Here is a 22,340-nt window from a genome sequence, read left to right as displayed (position 1 = left end):
GTATAATGCACAGACTATGCCGATACTGAGTGATTACTGAACTTTTATGAAAGCGTCTCTTCAGTTAAAGATGGGTCAGCACCTGACCATGACCCCTCAGTTGCAACAAGCCATCCGCCTGCTTCAGCTGTCTACCCTCGATCTGCAGCAGGAGATTCAGGAAGCCCTCGATTCCAACCCGATGCTCGAAGTAGAAGAACACGAGCACGATGACCTGCCCGATCTGTCCCGCAACAGCGATCACGACACCAGCAGCAGCCACGAAGTCAGCAGTCAGGACGACAGCCACAACGACACTCCGGAACTGGATGAACAGTGGTCGCAGGAGCAATTGCCCGACGACCTGCCGGTCGACAGTCAGTGGGAAGATACTTACCAGACCACCGCCAGCGTTGCCTCCGGCAGCAGCAGTAACGCCATCGACGACGATTTCGATTACGACTCGCGCCACGCCAGCACCGAAGATCTGCAGGATCATCTGCTGTGGCAACTCAATTTGACCCCGATGTCAGATACCGACCGCGAGATCGCCCTGATGCTGATCGACGGCGTGGATGACGACGGCTATCTGCACACCACCGTCGAAGACATTCTGGAAAGCATGGACCCGGCTCTGGACGTCGAAGAAGACGAAGTCATGGCCGTCCTCCACCGCCTGCAGCAGTTTGATCCGGCCGGTGCTTTTGCCCGCGACCTGCGTGAATGCCTGTTGCTGCAACTGCAGCAACTGCCACCCGATACGCCCTGGCTGAACGAAGCCAAAATGGTCATCCGCGATTACATCGAACTGCTCGGCAGCAAGGATTATCCGACCCTGATGCGCAAAACCAAATTGCGCGAAGACGACCTCAAAGCCGTACTGCGGCTGATTAAAGAACTGAATCCCAAACCAGGTGCCGGCATCAGCGCCGAGCAGGCCGAATATGTGGTGCCCGATGTGCTGGTACGCAATATCCGCGACGAATGGCGGGTTGAGCTGAATCCGGATATCGCCCCCAAGCTGCGCGTTAACGCCGATTACGCCTCACTGGTACGCCGTTCCGATAACAGCACCGACAACGCCTTCTTGCGCGACCACCTGCAGGAAGCGCGCTGGTTTATCAAAAGTCTGCAAAGCCGCAACGAAACCCTGCTGAAAGTAGCCACCAAAATCGTCGAATATCAGATTGAATTCTTCGAACAGGGCGAAGAAGCAATGAAGCCGCTGGTGCTGCACGATATTGCCGAAGCCGTTGGTATGCATGAATCCACCATTTCCCGGGTAACCACCCAGAAATACATGCACACGCCACGCGGAATCTTCGAGCTGAAGTACTTTTTCTCCAGCCATGTCAGTACCGATGGCGGCGGCGAATGTTCCTCCACCGCAATCCGTGCCATGATTAAAAAACTGATTGCTGAAGAAAATGCCCGCAAACCGCTGAGCGACAACAAAATCGCCGCAGTGTTGGGTGAAAAAGGCATTCAGGTGGCACGGCGCACGGTAGCCAAATACCGTGAGGCTATGATGATTCCGCCTTCGAACGAACGTAAACAATTGATTTAAAAAACAACAAGCCAGCAACAAGGAGTCTGGACATGAAGATTAATATCAGCGGTCACCACGTTGACGTTACCGAATCTCTGCAAGCGTACGTAGACGAAAAAATGTCCAAGCTGGGACGCCACTTTGACAACATTACCAACGGCCAGGTAACCCTGACCGTTATTAAAGAGCGCATGATTGCTGAAGCGACTATTCACGTCAGCGGTGCCGACCTGCACGCCAGCGCTGAGCACGATGATATGTATGCTGCAATCGATCAGATGACCGACAAGCTCGACCGTCAGGTACTGAAACACAAAGAAAAACTGGTGGCGCGGCAACACGGACAAGGCTGATTAATGGACATTCGCATCGAGGATATCCTCACACCGGAACGCAGTCTGATAGATGCTCCGGTTTCCAGTAAAAAGAAATTACTGGAGTACCTGGCAGGTTTTATCGCAGAACAACTCAGCGACAGCTCTGCCGACGATATTTACGAGCGATTACTCAGCCGTGAACGCCTCGGCAGCACCGGGATTGGCGAAGGTATTGCCATTCCCCACTGCCGGCTGAAGCAGTGCGACCAGGCGATGGGCGTACTGCTGCGTCTGGTGGAGCCGGTGGATTACGACGCCATTGACCGCAAGCCGGTCGATCTGGTGTTTGCTCTGCTGGTTCCCGAAGAAGCTACTGAACAGCACCTGCAGGTTCTGGCGATGCTGGCACGCAACTTCAGCGAGCCGGCCTACCGCGAGGCACTGCGCAAAGCGCCGGATGCGCAACGGTTTTATCAGCGGGCGCTGAGCGGACAACCGGGCTGACATCAGCCCAACGGGCAATGGAGGAGCACAGCAATGCGTTTAGTGGTGATCAGCGGCCGGTCCGGCTCAGGAAAATCCAGTGCTCTGCACGTACTGGAAGATCTGGGCTTCTACTGCATTGATAACCTGCCGGTCGCTTTGTTGCCAGCGCTGGCCCGCCAGACCGAAAGCGAAGAAAAACTGGCCAAAGTCGCCGTCAGTGTTGACGCCCGCAACCTGCCCCATGCCTTCGACAATATCCACGATGTACTGCACCAGCTACCCAGCGAAGAATACCAGCTGGATGTCGTCTATCTCGACGCCAGCGAAGAAGTGCTGCTGCAGCGCTTCAGCTCCACCCGGCGTAAGCACCCACTAACCAGTAAAAGCACATCTCTGGCCGAAGCCATCGATAAAGAGCGCCTGCTGCTGGAGCCTATCGCCAACCTTGCCGATCTGACGCTGGATACCACCAGCATGTCTGTGCATGAGCTGCGCAGCCTGATTAAATTGCGGGTGGCGGATAAAACCAGCACCGACATCGCCATTCTGTTTGAATCTTTCGGCTTCAAGCATGGCATCCCGATTGATGCCGATTATGTATTCGATGTCCGCAACCTGCCCAACCCTTACTGGGACCCGGCACTGCGCGCCTTTACCGGGCGCGACCCGGCAATCATTGATTTCCTTGCCCGGGAGCCTCAGGTCGGACAAATGCAGCAGGACATCAGCGGGTTTATTCAGCGCTGGCTGCCTGCCTTTGTCGATGCCAACCGCAGCTATATGACCATTGCCATCGGCTGCACCGGCGGGCAGCACCGCTCCGTTTACCTGGCAGAGCAACTTAAGGCAGAATTCTGTCATCATTACAGCAATGTTCAGGTCCGCCACCGCGAGCTGGGCAGTGCCGACATTCATCAGGACTGATACGGATGACCAGCACCGAAATCACCATCATCAATAAGCTGGGCCTGCACGCCCGCGCAGCCGCCAAGCTGGTTTCCACCGCCGCTGCTTATTCCTGCCAGATCAAAGTCGGTTACCCCGACCGCATGGTCGACGGTAAGAGCATTATGGCGGTGATGATGCTGGCCGCCAGCAAAGGCACCAACATACATATCCATGCTGAAGGCCAGGATGCTGAACACGCACTGGCAGCCCTGATTGATCTTATTAACCGGCGTTTTGACGAAGAAGAATAGCCCGGCAAAACAATCTTCTACGCGCAATTCTGCGAGTAGTTTCGTGGTATCAGAGGCCTAATCAGGCTAGAATCTGAGCATTCAACCATCCCCTGGACCGAACCGACGCATGGCACAGCAGACCGAAAAGGCTAAAGCCAAGTTACACAGCCTGACCGCCGCGCTGGAAAGTGGTGCGCTGGCGCAGGTGCGTCGCATCCTGAATTCGGGTCTGGCACCGGTTGATATCGCCCACCTGATCGAATCTTCTCCGCCTAAAGCCCGTAAGCTGCTGTGGGAACTGGTCGATAAGGAACTCGAAGGCGAGGTCATGCAGAACCTCAGCGAGGAGCTGCAAAGCCACTTCCTGAGCGACATGAGTGCCGAAGAAGTTGTCGACCTGACCGCCGACCTCGACACCGATGACGTGGCCGACATGCTGCAGCAGCTGCCTGAGCGTGTAACTCAGGAAGTTCTGGAGTCGATGGACCACCAGGACCGCGCCCGTCTTGAGGCCGTACTGGGCTATCCGGAAGACAGCGCCGGTGGTCTGATGAACACCGATACCGTGACCATCCGTCCGGATATCACCCTTGAGGTTGTACTGCGCTACCTGCGCCGCCACAAATCCCTGCCCGCCATGACCGATAACCTGTTGGTGGTTAACCGCCAGAACGAATTTATCGGCACGCTGGCGATCAGCAAACTGCTGGTCAGCGACCCGCAACAAACCGTGCGTGAGGTGATGAGCACCGACGCGCGGGTGATTCAGGCAACCCAGCACGAGAGCGAAGTTGCCAAACTGTTTGAACGCCACGATCTGGTATCGGCACCGGTGGTTGACGCCGCCGGTATGCTGCTTGGCCGTATCACCATCGATGACGTGGTTGACGTTATCCGCGAAACCGCGGACCACTCGCTGATGAGTATGGCCGGTCTGGATGACGAAGAAGATACCTTCGCCCCGACACTGAAAACCAGCCGCCGCCGCGCTGTCTGGCTGGGCATTAATCTGCTCACCGCACTGGCCGCCTCTGCGGTGATCGGCCTGTTTGATAAAACCATCGAGCAGGTTGTGGCTCTTGCTGTTTTAATGCCGATTGTCGCCAGCATGGGCGGTATCGCCGGCAGTCAGGTGCTGACTCTGGTTATCCGTGGCCAGGCACTTGGTCATCTCAGCGGCAGTAACTTCCGCTGGCTGTTTAACCGCGAAATTATGGTCGCCGCCATTAATGGCGTGCTCTGGGCTGTGGTTATCGCCTTAATTACATACGCCTGGTTCCGCGACCCGGCGATAGCCCTGATTATCGGCGCGGCCATTATCATCAATCTGATGGTCGCTGCCATGGCCGGCGCCAGTCTGCCACTGCTGCTCAAGGCCCGTGGCATCGATCCCGCCCTGGCTGGCAGCGTGGTGCTGACCACCGTCACCGACGTGATCGGCTTTCTATCTTTCCTGGGGTTAGCTACCCTGTTCTATCTGTAACCTGCATTAAAGTACCCCTGATGAACGAATCTGATTACCCGGACGACGAGATCGAATACGTCAGTAAGTCCGAAATGAAGCGCGAAGCAGAGCGCTGGCAAGAACTGGGCAAACGTCTGACTGAGCTGAATGCCACCAAGTGGAAAGAGCTGCCGATCAGCGAAACCCTGTACAACGCTCTGGTGGAAAACGCCAGACTGAAGCAGCACGAAGCCAAGCGCCGCCATATGCAGTACATTGGCCGTCTGGTTGGTGATGAAGACCGGGATGCGATTCAGGCAAAACTCGACCTGTTTGATCCGTCCAGCGAAGCCTACGGCCGCCGCATCCGCCAGCAGGAATTGTGGCGTAACCGTCTGGTCAGCGACAGCAACGGGCTGAATGCTTTTATCGAAGAGTTTCCGGCAGTGGACCGCCAGCAACTGCGTAATCTGGTGCGTAACGCCCAGAAAGAAATGAGCAGCGAACCACCGAAGCCCGGCAGTTCGTACAAAAAACTGTTTCAGTTTATCAAGGAGCAGATGGCCGACTAGCTGCCATCCGTTCAGAAACGCCGGTGCTGAGTCACCGGCATTTTTTTGCGTACCTCCGCCAGCTGCGCCAGATCAATCTCCGCCAGCGCCACTCCGGCCTCTTCCTCCAGCTCGGTCAGCACCGCTCCCCAGGCATCAATAATCTGTGAGTGACCATAAGTACGGCGTTTATCGTCATGCCAGCCGCACTGGTTTGCGGCCAGCACATAGCACTGGGTTTCAATCGCGCGGGCACGCAGCAGTGTTTGCCAGTGCGCGGCGCCGGTGGTGTAGGTAAAGGCCGCGGGTACAGAAATCAGCTCCGCCCCCTGTTCGCGCAGACGCTGAAACAACCCCGGAAAGCGCAGGTCGTAACAGATCACCAGCCCCAGACGACCGGCCGGTGTATCCACCAGCACCACCTCATCCCCGGGTGCAAAGCGTTCTGATTCACGGTAACTGCCGTGGGCATCGCCAACATCGACATCAAACAGATGAATCTTGTCGTAGCGGGCAACCTGTTCGCCTTTGCTGTTAAACACCAGACAGGCCGAACGCACCCGCGGATCTCCGTCCGGGCATGGCATCGGCACGGCACCGGCCACCAGCCAGAGTTTCAGCTCCTGCGCCCAGCCGGCCAGACGCTGCACATACTGCGGATCAGCGGCAATGGCGTTGTACTGCTTACCATCCAGCGTGAGGAACATTTCCGGCAGTAACGCCAGCACCGCACCCTGTGCCGCGGCCTGCTGCAGCAGGTCATAGGCCTGTGCCAGATTGTGTTCAATCTGTGGCTGGCTGCTGAACTGAATCACCGCGACGTTAGCCATCAGTCGTCATCGCCTCCGCCGAAGATATAGAAAATACTCTTGAAGCGTTCCAGCAGGCTGCGGCTCTTCTTACCGTCGACCTTATCGTCAAAGGCCTGATTGATCTTCAGATCCGGTTTTTCCCAGGTGCCTTTCAGGTCGTAACTGGCACTGGTGAAGCGTGCCAGCTCGTCACCGATCAGCTTCTCGGTAACATAAATCGAGGCCGCTACCGGTGGTGCCAGACCGGCCAGCAGCGCCACCATCGGCAGCGTACTGGATACCGGGAAGGTCACCGCCAGCTTCATATCCAGTGTCTGGGTCTTCAGATCGGTGCTGCCTGAGGTCAGGAATTTACCACCCGGGCCGTCCATGCTCAGCGGCTCGGTCAGGGTCAGCAGACCATTTTCAATCCGCGCTTTGCCTTTCAGTGTGTCGAAGGCCACCCCGGACTGATACAGATCGGAGAAGTCGAGCTTCAGGCGGCGGGCGACCGAATTAAAGTTCAGCGCACCAAAGGCTTTTAACGCTCCGGCACCTTCGGCAGCCATATTGCCGTCTTTCACACGGAAACTGGCCAGACCATTGAGAGTTTTGTTGTTGTAAGCCAGTGGCGAGCCCTGCCAGTTCAGCTGCAGGGTCGAGCGCATATCCTTACCTTCAATCGCGGCTTCCTGACGGAAAGCGCGCTGCACCCGGCCAATGTCGTTACTGCTGATCTGCAACGTATCGAGGCGGGTCTGATGCTGGTCACCCTGCTTCAGCCAGTACACATCCCCGGTAAAGGCCATACCTTTCATATCACTGTCGTGCAGGGTGATCTGCATACCATCAGTCTGTGGCCGGCTGCTGAGTTTCCAGCGACCAAAGTTACGGCTGCCGACATAAAGCTCTGCAAGATCCATATCCATCGGCGGGAAATCCGCCGGATTGAGTGCGGCCAGCGGATCAGGCTTGTCAGCAACCACTGTCACTTCATCCTGGCTGCCATCCAGTGTTGCCAGGTTTCCCGGCTCCTCTTCACTTTGCGGCAAATGAATATAGTCCAGCGCCAGCTGAATCGGCTCATTGCCCGGCAACATGCGGATCTTGCCTTTCACCAGCGTGCTGTCGACGTCAAAATCCCATTCATCCCACTGCTGGGCAGCAATGATATGGGTTGGCCCCATCGCTGTTCCCCAGGCATCCACGCCACCCAGCGTCAGATTAATACTGCGCAGCGGATTATTACTGTGTGCAGTTGCCTCACTTTTGACTGTGGCACCAGCTTTCTGCGCCTTGCTTTCTGCTGCCAGCAGGCTGGACAGATGCTGCCAGGTGTCCCACCAGTCTGCGGCAACAATGGATTCACTCAGCTGGCCACGAACCACCACGCCTTTATCACTCGGCAGGAAAGGTTCCGAGCCGCCAAGGTACACCTGCCCCCGGTTCAGGCCATCAGCATCCAGCGCCAGTGCAGCACGCAACAGGTTATCGTAGTTGAGGTTGATCCGGGTTTCTGTGCCGGGCTCGACCCGCACCTCCATCGGCCGTGCAGCACTATCGGCTGTTTTACCTAACGGATAAGGCAGATCAATAGCCGTGCCCTGCAGATCGGAATTGAAATTAAACACCACACCCTGCGCGCCAACGGTCAGACGGGCGTTGTAGTCCAGAGCGCCACTGACCGGGTCCAGCAAAAACAGTGGCATCCACTGTTTAAAACGATCCCAGCGGGCATCACCATTGGCACTCAGCACCATATCGAAGCCACCGGGGCGACCGACCGATTCGATACCGGCATTAAAGTGACCGCCAAACACATCGCCTTCGAGCCAGTCGGACAGCAGACCTACCTGGCTGTTGTAACGCAGCCGGCCTTTGAGGTTTGCCAGATCAATATTGAGGTCGTCCAGACGCAGCTGGTTATCGCTCAGCTCCACGTCCAGTTTGATCTCGGGTTCGGTGTGCTCAGAGCCCAGCGGCATTTCCAGCAGCATATTGGCCGTCATCGGACCATTGGCCTGCCAGTGATCAAAGGCATTGTTCACCACGCCCTGTAATGGCGTTTCGGTGAAATAACGTAATGCGTCGCCACTGTCTCCGCGCAGACGACCGGCCACCGACAGTTCGGTGTGACCATCACGTCCCGGACGTAAACGCACCCGGCCGGAATGCGGTACCAGCTCGCCGCCAAGGGTTCGGCCCTGCTCCAGCCATACGTCCAGTGCCGGCGCATCCATCATCAGCCGGCCTTTAATAGCGCGCAGCGCTGGCCAGTCCGGCATGTATTTCAGTTCGGCACCTTCCACTTCCAGATACAGCTGAGTGGTCAGGCTGTTGTCAGGATGTTCATGCTCAAGGTTACCGTGCAGCAAGAAAGCGGCATCGCGGAAGTCTCCGGCCACAATCGACTGACCGAGCCAGTCACGCACTGCCTCATCAAGAAGCTCAGGCACCAGTTGCGAGCGCAGACTGGCCGGCGCCTGTGGCAAACCAAACAACAGGCTCAGGGTAGATTCGGTGGCGCTGTGACTGCGTGGCAGATTAATCGCGAGTTCACCACTGAGCGGCCATACCGTTGCAGAGTCATTCTCCTGCAAACCGGCTTTCAGGCCACGCAGCTGCAGCTGATAGAAATCGGGTTTGATCGCCCAGTAAAAGCCGGCCGACAATTTTTTCAGGTCCCAGGGTTGGCTGTAAACATCGGCCAGATGAACGCTCAGATCATCACCTTTCACCTGTAACAAACCACCCTGTGGTTGCAGATGCAGCGTACCGGTTACATCGCTGAACGCCGGAATGCCGTGATAGGCCGCGCTGCTGGCATTGACAATATCGCTGCGCACATCCACTTGCCAATGCTCGCCGGGTAACAGCGAAATACGCAGATTACGCGCTTCTCCGCGGCCGTCAGTACCTTCAACATATTGGTCGAACGGCTCGGGCAATAACTGATGGTCAAGAATAAAACGGCGGGCAGCTGCCACATCCAGCAACGGCACCCCAATCTGCCAGCCTTTCTGCTGCGGCAATGTGATGGCACTGAGACTCAGGCTGTCGAGGGGCAGTTGCTGATCAAACTGCGGTAATACACGCAGGTGCCAGTCATCGCCATTGTGTTCGCCACCAATTTTCAGGCTGCCACCGCTCAGCGCCAGCGGCTGGCCACTGGTATTCAGGGTAAAGGCCGGTATATCGGCATCGACGTACAACGCGTTCAGATCGCCGTCACGGATACTGAGCCAGGCCTCAGCGCCCGCGGTAAAACGTTCAATACTCAGACCTCCGGGCAGCTGATCGGGAATCCAGCGCGTCCATTCCTGGTTATCAATGCGCAGAAAGACTTCGCCGTTCTGCCGGTACCAGGGCCAGAGATCGCCATCCACCGAAGCCATCAGTTTGATATTTGCCAGTTGCTCACGGCCCCAGGCCAGGTTGCCGTCCAGCTCATGGCTGTCGCCGCGGTTGCGCCAGACCAGCCGGTCAATCTGCACGTCTTCACGGGTCATCTGTGGATCAAAGCTGGTGATATTCCAGTCGGTAAGAACAATGGCCTGCTGCAGCTCCAGCCAGTTCAGCCACAAAGGATTGGAAGAAGCGGCAATTTTCACATTGTCGGCAGCCGCAGGCTGACGCTTGATTCCGCTCAGATCGACCGACCAGCCACGGCCAATAGACCAGTGTGTCTGATCACGCTGATAAAGGTCGGCGCGTACGCCCTGAATTTCGATACGTTTGAACACCGGCAGACGATAGAAAGCACTGGCACTGACATCCAGCTCAGCCTCCATGCGTGCCACATGGATACCGTCGGCCAGCAGCCCCACCTGTACATCGCGCATGCGCACCACAGGCGACAGCATGTTCCAGTCGCCCTGCAGCTGACCGATGGATACCGGCTGGCCCAGTTGCAGGCTCAGTTCATGTTCGAGATCGGCACGGTAGGTTTCCACCAGCGGAATCAGCTGGCGACCCAGGCTGGTATACAGCGCCAGGGTCACCGCGGCGACCACCAGGGTAATCCAGATTTGTGTCCAGAACTCGCGCAACCAAATCATAACAATGCCTATTGCAGGACGATGTCGTAATGATCCTGGGTGTATAACGGCTCGACCTGTAACTTAATGGCCTTGCCGATAAAGGCTTCCAGATCCGCCAGACCGTTGCTGTCTTCGTCCAGCAGCCGGTCCACTACCTGCTGACTGGCGAGTACGGAATAGGTTCCGGCACCGTAAGCCCGTTCTTCGCGCAGAATTTCACGGAAAATTTCATAGCAGATGGTTTCTGCGGTTTTTACCGAACCGCGCCCACCACAACAACGGCAGGGTTCCATCAGCATCTGCTCCAGACTCTCACGCGTACGCTTACGCGTCATCTCCACCAGTCCCAGCTCAGATACACCACTGATCTTGGTTTTAGCGTGATCCTTTTCCAGTACCTTTTCCAGCATGCGCAAAACCTGACGCTGATGCTCGGCTTCAACCATATCGATAAAATCGAGGATGATAATACCGCCGAGATTGCGCAGGCGCAGTTGCCGGCCAATGGCGGTGGCGGCTTCGAGGTTGGTTTTGAAAATGGTTTCTTCGAGGTTGCGGCGGCCGACAAAGCCACCGGTATTCACGTCGATGGTGGTCATGGCTTCGGTCTGATCGATCACCAGATAGCCGCCGGACTTCAGCGGCACCTTGCGCTCCAGCGCACGCTGGATTTCATCTTCGACGCTGTACAGTTCAAACAGCGGACGCGGGCCGGGATAGTACTCAATACGGTCGGCAACTTCCGGCACATACTGCTGCACAAACTGCTCGATTTTCTGAAAGGTTTCACGCGAGTCGATCAGAATCTTGGTAACTTCCGGCCGCGAATAATCGCGCAGGGTACGCAGCGACAGCGGCAGCTCGTCATACACCAGACTCGGTGGTTTATTGTCTTTAATGCGCTCTTCCAGCTTGCGCCATAAACGGCGCAGGTAGCGGGTATCGGACAGAATTTCATCATCGCCCACGCCTTCAGCTGCGGTACGCAGGATAAACCCCGCTTCGCCGGTCAGACCTTCCGCTTCCATGCAGTTATTCACCAGCTGCTTCAGACGCTCGCGTTCGCCATCGTCATCAATACGCTGTGAAATGCCGACATGATCCGCTCCCGGCATATACACCAGATAGCGTGACGGAATAGCAAGTTGAGTGGTCAGACGGGCACCTTTGGTGCCGATAGGGTCTTTGGTAACCTGCACTACCAGCGCCTGGCCTTCGTGTACCAGCTGGCTGATCGGCGCATTGCCATCACCCGTGCCGATTTCTGCCGCGTGAATAAAAGCAGCCCGCTCCAGACCGATATCGACAAAGGCCGCCTGCATACCGGGCAGCACGCGCACTACTTTGCCTTTATAAATGTTGCCGACCAGTCCGCGGTGGTTGGTGCGTTCGAGGAAAATCTCCTGCACCACGCCGTTCTCGACCACCGCTACCCGCGTTTCCGTCGGGGTAACGTTCATCAGAATTTCTGCATTCACAGGCTTAATCCTTGTCCCAGATGGGAATATTAAATTCTTGCAGCATGGCCGCTGTTTCCGTCAGCGGCAGACCAACCACATTGCTGTAACTGCCTTCAATGGCGTCCACCAGCACTGCGCCCAGTCCCTGTATTCCATAAGCTCCGGCTTTATCGGCCGGCTCGCCGGTCGCCACATAGGCGGTGATCTGCGCGGCACTTAACGACGTAAAGTGAACATTGGTGATGACCGTCTGCACCCGCTGCTGATCATCCTGCACCAGGGCAACGGCGGTCATGACCTGATGGCGGCGACCAGCCAGGGCGGCCAGCATACGCGCTGCATCGGCATCGTTTTCCGGCTTGCCCAGAATTTCATCGTCCAGCACTACCGTGGTGTCTGAACCCAGCACCACACAACCGGGGTTAGCTGCTGCAACCTTCTGTGCCTTGCCCAGTGCCAGTCTGGCAACATAAGCAGCCGGTGTCTCTCCCGCCTGCGGTGTTTCGTCAATATCGGCCACCTGCACACGAAACTGCACACCAATCTGCTGCAGTAATTCCCGTCGCCGTGGCGAAGCGGACGCCAGAATCAGGCCTTTTGCCTCCGTCATGACAGATGCAGGCGCGCCAGCGCCATATGGGTTAAGGCGTACACCCAGGGCCAGACCAGCGCCGAGGTCAGAGCCGGAGTCCAGAGCGATACCGGCACCATATTTTCACTCACCAGGGCTACCGCCCAGTAACTCAGTAACTGCTGCAGCACCACCAGCAAGAACACCACGGCGGTCTGCTGCAGAAAATTAAACATCGCCATACGCCGGTACAGCAGCTGCAGCACAAAAATATGCACTGCCAGCGTGAGTACGTGCATACCAAGCAACGAATTGTGCTCGACATCCAGCATCAGCCCCAGCGGCACGGCCAGCCATAAACCAAAAATATGTGGCGCATGCAGCACCAGCAGGGTTACCAATAACAACACCCAGGCCGGCTGCAGCCACAACAGAATATCGGGCATAGGCAGGTGCTCAAGCACAAAGGCCAGAAACATACCGGTAGCCACTAGAATCAGTGCACGGATATTCATTCTTTACCCTGCCATAAGCCGCCCGGTGGCACCTGACCGGAGCCATGACTGAACACCAGCAATAAATGCCGGCTGCGATCCAGATGAGCACTGGGTTCTGCAGTAACGGCGGCAAAGGATTTTCCGGGAATATTTTCTACTTTGGTCACGGTTGCTACCGGATAACCACGCGGATAACGCCCGCCCAGACCGGAGCTGACCAGCAGGTCGCCCTTGATAATGTCGGCGGTATTGGGCACATAAATCAGTTCGAGTTCATCCAGCGCACCGGTGCCAACGGCAATTGCGCGCACACCATTGCGGTTTACCTGCACCGGAATCGCATGGTTGGAGTCGGCAATCATCAATACCCGCGCACTATAGGGCATTACATCGATCACCTGACCAAGCAGGCCGTAGGCATCCAGCACCGGCTGGCCGATAAATACGCCGTCTTCGCCGCCTTTGTTGATCAGAATCTGCTGACTGAAAGGATCAGGATCAACGGCCACAACTGCAGTGACCAGCACGCGGTCATCGACCTGCTCAGAAGCACTGAGTAATTCACGCAGTTCAATATTTTCCGCTTCCAGCGCGGCCAGGCGCTGGGCACGCAGCTCCAGTACCAGATTGCGCGCTGTCAGCTGTTTATTTTCGTTGGTTAATTCCTGACGGCTGGCAGCGGATTCACCAAACCAGTTACCAATAGCGGAGGGAACCAGAGCCACCTGTTGCGCAGGCGCCAGCAGATAGCCGGTGATATAACGCACGGATTGTAACCACGGAGCGTGACTGTCCAGCCACATCAGCGCCAGTGCCAGAACAACAATCCCCAATACCCGCTGCCGCTGAAACGTCGGCACCTGAAACTGCGACTTAATAACGCTGTACCCGAATAAAAATTGAAGTGGCTAACTATACCGCCAAGCACAAACAGGAACCAGCACCGGCAGGCCTGAGTCAGCGCTTCCGCCGCATAAAGGAATGCTTTAAGCATAAAAAAAGCGGAGCCAAAGCTCCGCTTTTTCAGCACTTATTTCCGGCGATTAATCCAGCACCAGCATTTCCAGCTGTTGCTCTGTTGCCGTTTCCAGGAACTTACCGCCGCCACGGGCGACACAGGTCAGAGGATCATCAGCAACGATCACCGGCAGGCCGGTTTCTTCACTCAGCAGCTTGTCGAGGTCACGCAGCAATGCGCCACCACCAGTCAATACCATACCGCGCTCGGCAACGTCAGACGCCAGCTCCGGTGGAGATTGCTCCAGCGCACCCTTAACCGCCTGCACGATAGCCGCCAGCGATTCCTGCAGCGCTTCGAGAATTTCATTGGAGTTAAGGGTAAAGCTGCGCGGAATACCTTCGGCCAGGTTACGGCCACGGACGTCGATTTCACGTACTTCGCCACCCGGATAGGCGGTACCGATTTCCTGTTTGATACGCTCAGCGGTCGCTTCACCGATCAGGCTGCCGTAGTTGCGGCGGATATAAGCGACGATGGCCTCATCAAAACGGTCACCACCCACTTTTACCGATTCCGCATAAACTACGCCACTCAGGGAGATGATGGCGATTTCGGTGGTACCACCACCGATATCCACAACCATGGAGCCACGGGCTTCATCAACCGGCAGGCCGGCACCAATCGCTGCTGCCATTGGTTCGTGAATCAGATAAGCACGACGTGCACCGGCACCCAGAACAGAATCGCGGATCGCTTTGCGTTCAACCTTGGTTGCCTGATACGGCACACAGACCACAACTCGTGGGCTTGGAGTCATAAAACTGCTTTCGTGCACTTTTTTAATAAAGTACTGCAGCATTTTTTCAGTCACTTCAAAGTCGGCAATCACGCCGTCTTTCATTGGCCGGATGGCCTGAATATTTCCCGGAGTACGACCCAGCATACGTTTTGCTTCGGTACCTACCGCTGCCACGCTTTTCTGATGACCCTGCAGACGGATGGCTACAACTGATGGCTCATTGAGGACAATGCCTTGATCACGCATGTAAATCAGAGTGTTTGCAGTTCCCAGATCGATCGACAGATCACTGGAAAACAGGCCTCTTAACTTCTTAAACATCCAATCGATTCCTGTTCACAGGTGGCAAAATTGTGGGTAACTCTAGCAATGGTGGGGATTTAGGGCAAGGCGCATTTATGCTACGCTCGGCACCTTTCCAACAGGCATCAACACTGGAGTAAGCACATGGCTCTGGACCAGCAACAGGTTCGTGACATTGCCGATCTGTCCCGTCTGCAAATCGACGAGGCACAAATCGCGGAATACCAGAAAAATCTGAGCAACATTCTCGACCTGGTCGATCAGTTATCCGCCGTCGACACCTCATCTGTCGAACCTATGGCACACCCGCTGGATGCAGTTCAGCGCCTGCGGGCTGACGTCGTGACCGAAGAGAATAACCGCGATCATTTCCAGCAGATCGCTCCTCAGACCGAAAACGGCTACTACCTCGTACCACGCGTCGTTGAGTAACAGCAAAACCTGAGGCTCAGCCCCGGGGACAAGGATTCCTTATGCATAACAAAACCATCGCAGAAATTTCCCGCGATCTGGCGGCCGGTGAATACAGCAGTGTCGAAATTACTGAGAACCTGCTTTCCCGCATCAAACAGACCGATAATCGCTACAACAGTTTCATTACCGTGAGCGAAGAACAGGCGCTGGCTCAGGCCAAAGCCGCCGATGCCCGTCGCGCAGCCGGCAATGCCGATGCCTGGACCGGCGTGCCGATGGCACATAAAGATATTTTCTGTACCAACGGTGTTCTGACCACCTGCGGCTCAAAAATGCTGAGCAATTTCGTTGCGCCTTACGACGCCACCATTGTTGAAAACTTCAATAACGCCGGTGCTGTGTCTCTGGGTAAGCTGAACATGGATGAATTTGCCATGGGCTCATCCAACGAAAGCTCTTTTTTCGGCGCCGTTAAAAACCCATGGGATACCGACCGTGTTCCCGGTGGTTCTTCCGGTGGTTCAGCCGCCGCCGTAGCCGCGCAACTGGTACCGGGTGCCACGGCATCGGATACCGGTGGTTCGATCCGCCAGCCTGCCGCCTTCTGTGGCCTGACCGGTCTGAAGCCAACCTATGGCCGCGTATCACGCTGGGGCATGATTGCTTACGCCTCCAGTCTCGATCAGGCCGGTACCATTACCCGTACCGCCGAAGACTCCGCCATGATGCTCAATGTTATGGCCGGCTTTGATGCCAAAGATTCCACCTGTGTTGACCGTGACGTACCGGATTACACCACCACACTGAATAACAGCATCGAAGGTTTAACCATCGGCCTGCCGAAAGAATATTTCCGCAGCGATTTAAGTGCCGAAATGCAGCAGCAGGTGCGCAACGCCATCGCCGAATACGAAAAGATGGGCGCGAAAGTGAAAGAAATTTCACTGCCGAATACCCATCTGGCCATTCCTGCTTATTACATCATTGCGCCGGCCGAGTGCTCCGCCAACCTGTCACGCATGGATGGTGTACGTTTTGGTTACCGTTGCGAAAATCCGCAGGATATTAACGACCTGTACAAACGCTCGCGTGGTGAAGGTTTCGGTATCGAAGTTAAACGCCGCATTATGGTCGGTGCTTATGCCCTGTCTGCCGGTTTCTACGATGCTTACTACAAAAAAGCGCAGCAGGTACGCCGCCTGATTAAAAATGACTTTGTGAATGCCTTTAACGAAGTCGATATCATCATGGGCCCAACCACTCCGACGCCGGCATTTAAATGCGGCGAAAAAACCGCCGATCCGGTCGACATGTACCTTGAAGATATTTTCACCATCGCCCTGAATCTGGCAGGCCTGCCTGGCATGTCGATTTCCTGTGGTCAGGTAAACAACTTACCTGTCGGCTTACAGCTGATTGGTAATTATTTTGACGAAGGCCGTCTGCTGAATGCTGCGCATAAATTCCAGCAAAGCACCGACTGGCATCTGAAAACACCTGACCTTAAAAACCAGGCTGACATCTGAGGAGCGAATCATGGAATGGGAAGTTGTAATCGGCCTTGAGATTCACGCTCAGCTGGCCACCAAATCGAAAATTTTCTCCGGCTCGTCGACCGCGTACGGTGCCGACGCCAATACCCAGGCCTGTGCCATCGATCTGGGTCTGCCTGGTGTACTGCCAGCGTTTAACGAAGAAGCACTGCGTATGGCAGTGAAATTCGGTCTCGCCATTGACGCAGAAATCGGCCTGAAATCGGTTTTTGACCGTAAAAACTATTTCTACCCGGATTCTCCCAAAGGCTACCAGACCACCCAGCTGCACCATCCGATTGTTGGCATCGGCCATATCGATATCGAACTGGAAGACGGCAGCAGCAAGCGTATTAACGTTACCCGTGCGCACCTGGAAGAAGACGCCGGTAAATCGGTGCACGAAGGCTTTAACGGTATGTCCGGTATCGACCTGAACCGTGCCGGCACGCCGCTGATTGAAATCGTATCCGAGCCGGAAATGCGCAACGCCAAAGAAGCCGCAGCCTATTTCCGTAAAATGCACAGCATCGTGACTTACCTGGGCATTTGCGACGGCGATTTATCTCAGGGTTCAATGCGTTGCGACTGTAACGTTTCCCTGCGCCCGAAAGGTCAGGAAGAATTCGGCACCCGCACCGAAATTAAAAACGTAAACTCTTTCCGCAACGTGGAACGTGCCATCGATGCAGAAATTGCACGGCAGATGGATATTCTCGAAGACGGCGGCAAAATCATTCAGGAAACCCGCCTGTACGATGCCGACAAAAACGAAACCCGCGCCATGCGCTCCAAAGAAGTTGCCAACGATTACCGCTACTTCCCTTGCCCGGATTTATTACCGGTAATCATCGACGACAACTATGTTGAAGCTGTACGTGCCACCCTGCCGGAACTGCCGGATGCCAAACGTGCCCGCTTTGCCCACGCACACGGCCTGAGCGCCATCGATGCTGCCGTACTGGCGGCCAACCGTGAGCTGGCACACTATTTCGAAACCGCGGCAAAAATTGCCAACGACTATAAGTTGGCGGCCAACTGGGTGCAGGGCGATGTGTCTGCCACACTGAACCGTCTGGAAATCAGCATCGGCGAACTGGCCGTCAGCGCCGAACAACTGGGCCGCATTCTGCAGCTGATTAAAGACAACACCCTGAACAACGGTGGTGCAAAAGAAGTCTTTAATGCACTGGTCGAAGGTAAAGGTGACGGCAGCGCAGAAAGCGTCGACAAGCTGGTCGATTCTCTGGGCCTGAAACAGGTATCTGACAGCGGCGCAATCGAAGCCATTGTGGCCGAGGTTCTGGCCGCCAACCCGAAACTGGTTGAAGGCTATCTGGCCACTCCGGAAGATAAACGTGCCAAAGCCATCGGGCCTTTTATTGGTCTGGTGCGTAAAGCCGCTAAAGGGGTTAACCCGCAGGTGGTTATGGACGTACTGCAGAAAAAACTGTCAGAGTTGTAAGCCCCTCAGCGCCCGCCGCCAATAACCGCGGCGGGCGTTTTATAACACCATAATAAAAGCACCACGGACGGAATTATTTTCCGGCACTCTTTCTGCCGGACATCTCACGACTCACCCTCCTTATTTATCCGGAAACGCTTATGAAAAAACTATTAGCCGGACTGGTGGCCGTTGTCACTTTGTCTGTTGTTATCCTTATTGCTCAGGCCCAGCGCCACGTTGTTACTTCACACAGCGTTGTTATTAATGCGCCCGTCAAAGAAGTCTGGGATTTTCTTTCTGATAACCGCCACGCGAAAGGCTGGTCGGTAATCTTCGATCATATCCGCCCACTGGAAAGTTCACCGGTTGCCGAAGGCCAGATCGGTGCCCTGCGCCGCTGCTTCCGCAACGACAATGAAGAAGGATTTTTCTGGGATGAACGCACGCTGACCGCCGAACCATACAAACGCCGTACCCTGCGCACCTATAATGTCTCCAACACCAGCTGGGAATTATTCGAGCGTTTTCAGTTTACCGCCTATCAGCTGTATGAAGATCTGGGCAATGGCACCACCCGCCTGACCTTTGAAGGTGATCTCGACGACCATACAAAATATTCCGTTTTTGAACATTTTGTATTCTGGGTCAGTCAGTTCGAAGGAGAGCGGGTATTCCGCCTGAACCTGGAAAACATCAAGGCCATGATTGAACAGAAAGATGCGTTCGAGCGCCCGCATCCGTGGGAGCCGCACAGCCCGTTTGATGCCTGAGTTGGCTGCTTACATTCCCTGATGCCGAAAAGCATCAGGGAAATCGCTTTAGCACTGTAATACACCGCCCTCAGAACGACGGCATCTCACCAACCACACCTTCCACATACCAGTTCATACGCAGCAGCTCATCATCGGTGAGAGATTCGCCAGAACGTACCAGTGGACGACCGCGACTGTTAAGAACAGGGCCGGAGAAAACGTTGAAGGTTTTATTTTTTATCTCCTGCTCAACCTGCAAAACCTGTTCGCGTACCGCCGCCGGAATCTGATCGCTGAGATTATTCAGCTGGGCAATATCCTCACTCATACCCAGCCACAATCGCTTGCTGCTCCAGTTGCCTTCTTTTAACGCCTGAATCTGTGTGGCGTAGTATTTTCCCCAATCATAACCAACCGAGGCGATTTGTTTGGTCGGGGCAAATTCCGACATATTGGAATGGAAGCTGATGGCAAACACGCCAGCGGCTTCTGCTTCTTTAACAACCGCTGGCGAGTCGGTGTGATGGGTCAGCACATCAGCACCGCTTTTCAGCAGCTCACGGGCCAGCTCAGAGGCTTTGTCCGGCGCGTACCACTGACGGGTCCACTTTACTTCAACAACCGCCTGAGGGTTTACCCGGCGCACGCCAAGGGTAAATGCATTAATACCACGGATAACTTCCGGAATAGCATGGGCGGCAACAAAACCAATGCGGTTACTGCGGGTCATGGCACCGGCAATCATGCCGGATAAATAGCGAGGTTCATAAGCACGTGCAGCATAACTGCCGAGATTATCACTCAGACGCAGTCCGGTGGCGTTATCAAATTTAACCGCCGGAAATTCGCGCGCAACACGCGCTGTGGTGACCATATAGCCCTGTGAGGTGGTAAAAATAATATCGTTATTTTCAGCCAGTTTACGGATCGCCTCGGCGGAAGCCCGCCCTTCCTGTACGAATTCTGCATACTCGGTTTTAACATCCGCACCGAAAACTTTTTCCAGGTACTGACGGCCTTCGTCATGCGAGTGTGACCAGCCCACTTCTTTTGCTGGTCCGACATAAATGAAAGCCGCTTTAATTTGTGCATGAGCAGCAGTTGTCAGTGAGTACAAACATACGAGTAACAGATTTAACATACAGAGGCGCATAGCGATCCGACCATTAATACTTGACCAATTGGTCAGGCATTATGCTCAGCCAGTTTCTGCCTTCAAGCGCAGGATCTTCATTTATCGATAGCTATCACAATAAATTTTCAAAAGTGGTCAAAGACGCGCCATTTATTGAATAACAGCCCGGGAGGAGCATGGGTAACAGGCAGACATAAAAAAACCGCCTGACGGCGGTTCTTTTATTTTGACGAAAACAACTACTTCACTACTTTCAGTGAAGGTCTTGCGCCACCTGACGGAGTATCCGTTGCAGGTTTTTTCTTCGGCGGCTGCGGATCGTCCGGGTCCGGTGCTCCGGCTTCAGAGCCGAACACCATACCCTGGCCATTTTCGCGTGCATAAATTGCCAGTATGGCAATGACAGGAACGAAGACTGCCATAGGCACACCACCAAAGCGGGCGTTAAACGACAGGCCGCTTTCATCAATCAGCAGGTTCTGCACTGCCCCGGGACTGATGTTCAGCACAATCTGCCCGTTATTCACATATTCCTGCGGAACCTGAACATCGGGCAGTAAGGCATCAACCAGAACGTAAGGCGTGCACTGATTATCGAGAATCCACTCATTCAGCGCCCGCATTAGATACGGGCGGCTGGGTGTCATGGTATTACTCATCAGTCGCGCATTTCCCGCTCAGCTTCAGAGAGGCTGGCGATAAAGGATTCACGCTCGAACAGACGCTCCATATATTGCAGCATCGGCTTACAGGATTTCTCCGGCAATTCGATACCCAGTACAGGCAGACGCCACAGGATCGGGCCAACGCAGCAATCAACGATGGAGAACTCTTCGCTCATAAAATATGGCAGTTCTGCAAAGATCGGGCTGGTTGCGATCAGGCTGTCAGTCAGCTGCTTACGGGCAGCCTCAACGTCTTTACCCTTACCATTAAGGATGGTGTCGATCAGACCGCCCCAGTCTTTTTCGATGCGATTAATCCACAGACGGCTCTGCGCACGGGCAACCGGGTAAACCGGCAGCAGCGGCGGATGCGGAAAGCGCTCGTCGAGGTATTCCATCATCACGTTTGGTTCGTACAGAACCAGATCGCGATCCACCAGTGTCGGCAGCGAGTTGTATGGGTTCAGTGATGCCAGATCTTCTGGCTTGTTGTCGGGATCGACGTCATGAATTTCTACCGCCACCCCTTTTTCAGCCAGTACGATACGTACACGGTGACTGTAATGATCTGACGCATCCGAATAGAACGTCATGGAAGAGCGTTTAGCCACAACCCCCATAATTTCCTTACCTCTTAGCAAACCCAAAAACAAAGATAGCCCGGCCGCAAAAGCGGACGGGCTGTGCAGGCAATTAACTGCCGGACGTATTACTTAACGTCGCGCCAGTATTCTTTGTTCAGCATATATACAGGAACAAAGAAGATTGCCAGAAATAACAGTACCCACCAGCCGATGCGCTCACGCTCAACGGCAATTGGCTCAGCCATGTAAACCAGGAAGTTAACCAGGTCATACACAACTTTGTCGTACTCTTCAGCAGACAGCTTGCCTTCTTCAGCCAGGTACAGAACACCTTCGTGCTCTTCGGTGATTTCCTGACCAGTCAGGGTATCAAAACCAACAGCAACCTGTGCGGTACCTTTTACCTGACGGCCTTGCAGATCAGCCAGAACATGCGGCATACCAACGTCTTTAAATACAACGTTGTTCACGCCCCATGGACGGCTTGGATCTTCGTAGAAGCTGCGCATGTAGGTATATACCCAGTCAGGGCGACGTACGCGGGCAACCAGAGTCAGATCCGGAGGAGTCGCACCAAACCAGCGCTTGGAGTCTTCCTTCTGCATACCGATGGTCATCAGTTCACCGAACTGTTTGTCGGCAAAAATCAGGTTTTCTTTCATCAGATCTTCCGGGATACCCAGATCGCGGGCAACACGGTTGAAACGGGCATGCTCCAGAGAGTGACAGCCCATGCAGTAGTTAGCAAAGGTCTGCGCACCACGCTGCAGAGATGCAGTGTCAGTCAGATCAGTCAGGTGCTTATCCAGATGAACTCCGGCCCCTGCAGCCATAGCAACGGCTGGAATAAATGCGGCAATTAACGCGAATACTTTTTTCATT

22 protein-coding genes are annotated in these 22,340 nt (G+C 55.0%); 11 read left to right on the top strand and 11 right to left on the bottom strand.

Annotation, left to right across the window (positions count from 1 at the left end):
- Window positions 1-46 precede the first annotated feature (46 nt).
- From MT343_RS02890 to yjgA, 7 genes are all read left to right on the top strand, one after another.
- The gene (locus tag MT343_RS02890; RefSeq protein WP_145471036.1) at window positions 47-1,546 is read left to right on the top strand and encodes an RNA polymerase factor sigma-54; all 1,500 of its coding nucleotides are present in this window, start codon (window positions 47-49) and stop codon (window positions 1,544-1,546) included.
- A gap of 32 nt (window positions 1,547-1,578) precedes the next feature.
- Entirely contained in the window at window positions 1,579-1,881 is a 303-nt protein-coding gene (hpf, locus tag MT343_RS02885; protein WP_145471037.1) for a ribosome hibernation-promoting factor, HPF/YfiA family, read from the top strand.
- A 3-nt stretch (window positions 1,882-1,884) separates the two neighbouring features.
- On the top strand, window positions 1,885-2,349 hold the full coding sequence (gene ptsN / locus MT343_RS02880) for a PTS IIA-like nitrogen regulatory protein PtsN (RefSeq protein ID WP_145471038.1): 465 nt from the start codon (window positions 1,885-1,887) through the stop codon (window positions 2,347-2,349).
- Window positions 2,350-2,382: 33 nt separating this feature from the next.
- A complete protein-coding gene (rapZ, locus tag MT343_RS02875; protein WP_145471039.1) occupies window positions 2,383-3,255 on the top strand; it encodes an RNase adapter RapZ in 873 nt (290 codons plus the stop codon).
- Window positions 3,256-3,260: 5 nt separating this feature from the next.
- Window positions 3,261-3,530, top strand: coding sequence for an HPr family phosphocarrier protein (locus tag MT343_RS02870; RefSeq protein ID WP_145471040.1), 270 nt, complete (start codon window positions 3,261-3,263; stop codon window positions 3,528-3,530).
- A 109-nt stretch (window positions 3,531-3,639) separates the two neighbouring features.
- Window positions 3,640-4,995: a magnesium transporter gene (gene mgtE / locus MT343_RS02865; RefSeq protein WP_145471041.1), complete on the top strand. Its 1,356-nt coding sequence runs from the start codon at window positions 3,640-3,642 to the stop codon at window positions 4,993-4,995.
- Window positions 4,996-5,015: 20 nt separating this feature from the next.
- Entirely contained in the window at window positions 5,016-5,528 is a 513-nt protein-coding gene (gene yjgA / locus MT343_RS02860) for a ribosome biogenesis factor YjgA (protein WP_145471042.1), read from the top strand.
- An 11-nt stretch (window positions 5,529-5,539) separates the two neighbouring features.
- On the opposite strand, the gene MT343_RS02855 is transcribed toward yjgA, so the two are convergent.
- From MT343_RS02855 to MT343_RS02825, 7 genes are all read right to left on the bottom strand, one after another.
- Complete coding sequence (locus tag MT343_RS02855; RefSeq protein ID WP_145471043.1) at window positions 5,540-6,337, bottom strand: carbon-nitrogen hydrolase family protein; 798 nt, start codon at window positions 6,335-6,337, stop codon at window positions 5,540-5,542.
- Complete coding sequence (locus MT343_RS02850; RefSeq protein ID WP_145471044.1) at window positions 6,337-10,356, bottom strand: YhdP family protein; 4,020 nt, start codon at window positions 10,354-10,356, stop codon at window positions 6,337-6,339. Before MT343_RS02850 ends, MT343_RS02855 begins: the two co-directional genes overlap by 1 nt.
- Before the next feature lie 8 nt (window positions 10,357-10,364).
- Complete coding sequence (gene rng, locus MT343_RS02845; RefSeq protein WP_145471045.1) at window positions 10,365-11,816, bottom strand: ribonuclease G; 1,452 nt, start codon at window positions 11,814-11,816, stop codon at window positions 10,365-10,367.
- A 4-nt stretch (window positions 11,817-11,820) separates the two neighbouring features.
- Window positions 11,821-12,408, bottom strand: a complete 588-nt coding sequence (locus MT343_RS02840) for a Maf family protein (RefSeq protein ID WP_145471046.1) — start codon at window positions 12,406-12,408, stop codon at window positions 11,821-11,823.
- Window positions 12,405-12,884, bottom strand: coding sequence for a rod shape-determining protein MreD (mreD, locus tag MT343_RS02835; protein WP_145471047.1), 480 nt, complete (start codon window positions 12,882-12,884; stop codon window positions 12,405-12,407). Before mreD ends, MT343_RS02840 begins: the two co-directional genes overlap by 4 nt.
- Window positions 12,881-13,726: a rod shape-determining protein MreC gene (mreC, locus tag MT343_RS02830; RefSeq protein ID WP_145471048.1), complete on the bottom strand. Its 846-nt coding sequence runs from the start codon at window positions 13,724-13,726 to the stop codon at window positions 12,881-12,883. The genes mreD and mreC overlap by 4 nt, the downstream gene beginning before the upstream one ends.
- Window positions 13,727-13,909: 183 nt before the next feature.
- Complete coding sequence (locus MT343_RS02825) at window positions 13,910-14,947, bottom strand: rod shape-determining protein (protein ID WP_145471049.1); 1,038 nt, start codon at window positions 14,945-14,947, stop codon at window positions 13,910-13,912.
- A 126-nt stretch (window positions 14,948-15,073) separates the two neighbouring features.
- Between MT343_RS02825 and gatC the strand changes: the two genes are divergently transcribed.
- From gatC to MT343_RS02805, 4 genes are all read left to right on the top strand, one after another.
- Window positions 15,074-15,361 carry an Asp-tRNA(Asn)/Glu-tRNA(Gln) amidotransferase subunit GatC gene (gene gatC, locus MT343_RS02820; RefSeq protein ID WP_145471050.1) on the top strand — a complete coding sequence of 96 codons (288 nt, stop codon included), beginning with the start codon at window positions 15,074-15,076 and terminating at the stop codon, window positions 15,359-15,361.
- A 41-nt stretch (window positions 15,362-15,402) separates the two neighbouring features.
- A complete protein-coding gene (gatA, locus tag MT343_RS02815; RefSeq protein WP_145471051.1) occupies window positions 15,403-16,869 on the top strand; it encodes an Asp-tRNA(Asn)/Glu-tRNA(Gln) amidotransferase subunit GatA in 1,467 nt (488 codons plus the stop codon).
- A gap of 10 nt (window positions 16,870-16,879) precedes the next feature.
- On the top strand, window positions 16,880-18,340 hold the full coding sequence (gatB, locus tag MT343_RS02810) for an Asp-tRNA(Asn)/Glu-tRNA(Gln) amidotransferase subunit GatB (RefSeq protein WP_145471052.1): 1,461 nt from the start codon (window positions 16,880-16,882) through the stop codon (window positions 18,338-18,340).
- Window positions 18,341-18,480: 140 nt separating this feature from the next.
- Window positions 18,481-19,092 carry an SRPBCC family protein gene (locus tag MT343_RS02805; RefSeq protein WP_145471053.1) on the top strand — a complete coding sequence of 204 codons (612 nt, stop codon included), beginning with the start codon at window positions 18,481-18,483 and terminating at the stop codon, window positions 19,090-19,092.
- A gap of 70 nt (window positions 19,093-19,162) precedes the next feature.
- Here the strand turns inward: MT343_RS02805 and MT343_RS02800 are convergent, their stop codons facing one another.
- The 4 genes from MT343_RS02800 to MT343_RS02785 form a co-directional block, all read right to left on the bottom strand.
- Complete coding sequence (locus MT343_RS02800) at window positions 19,163-20,215, bottom strand: BMP family ABC transporter substrate-binding protein (protein WP_255449073.1); 1,053 nt, start codon at window positions 20,213-20,215, stop codon at window positions 19,163-19,165.
- A gap of 233 nt (window positions 20,216-20,448) precedes the next feature.
- On the bottom strand, window positions 20,449-20,856 hold the full coding sequence (locus MT343_RS02795; protein ID WP_222428627.1) for a ClpXP protease specificity-enhancing factor: 408 nt from the start codon (window positions 20,854-20,856) through the stop codon (window positions 20,449-20,451).
- 11 nt (window positions 20,857-20,867) lie between these two features.
- On the bottom strand, window positions 20,868-21,494 hold the full coding sequence (gene sspA / locus MT343_RS02790; RefSeq protein WP_145471056.1) for a stringent starvation protein SspA: 627 nt from the start codon (window positions 21,492-21,494) through the stop codon (window positions 20,868-20,870).
- A gap of 89 nt (window positions 21,495-21,583) precedes the next feature.
- Entirely contained in the window at window positions 21,584-22,339 is a 756-nt protein-coding gene (locus MT343_RS02785; protein WP_145471057.1) for a cytochrome c1, read from the bottom strand.
- Window position 22,340: the final 1 nt, after the last annotated feature.

Source organism: Venatorbacter sp. C2-1 (assembly GCF_022832715.1).
Classification (GTDB): Bacteria; Pseudomonadota; Gammaproteobacteria; order Pseudomonadales; family Oceanobacteraceae; genus Venatoribacter; species Venatoribacter alkanivorans.
The sequence above is the reverse complement of the archived record's forward strand: the minus strand, read 5'-3'. Positions and strand labels throughout refer to the sequence as shown.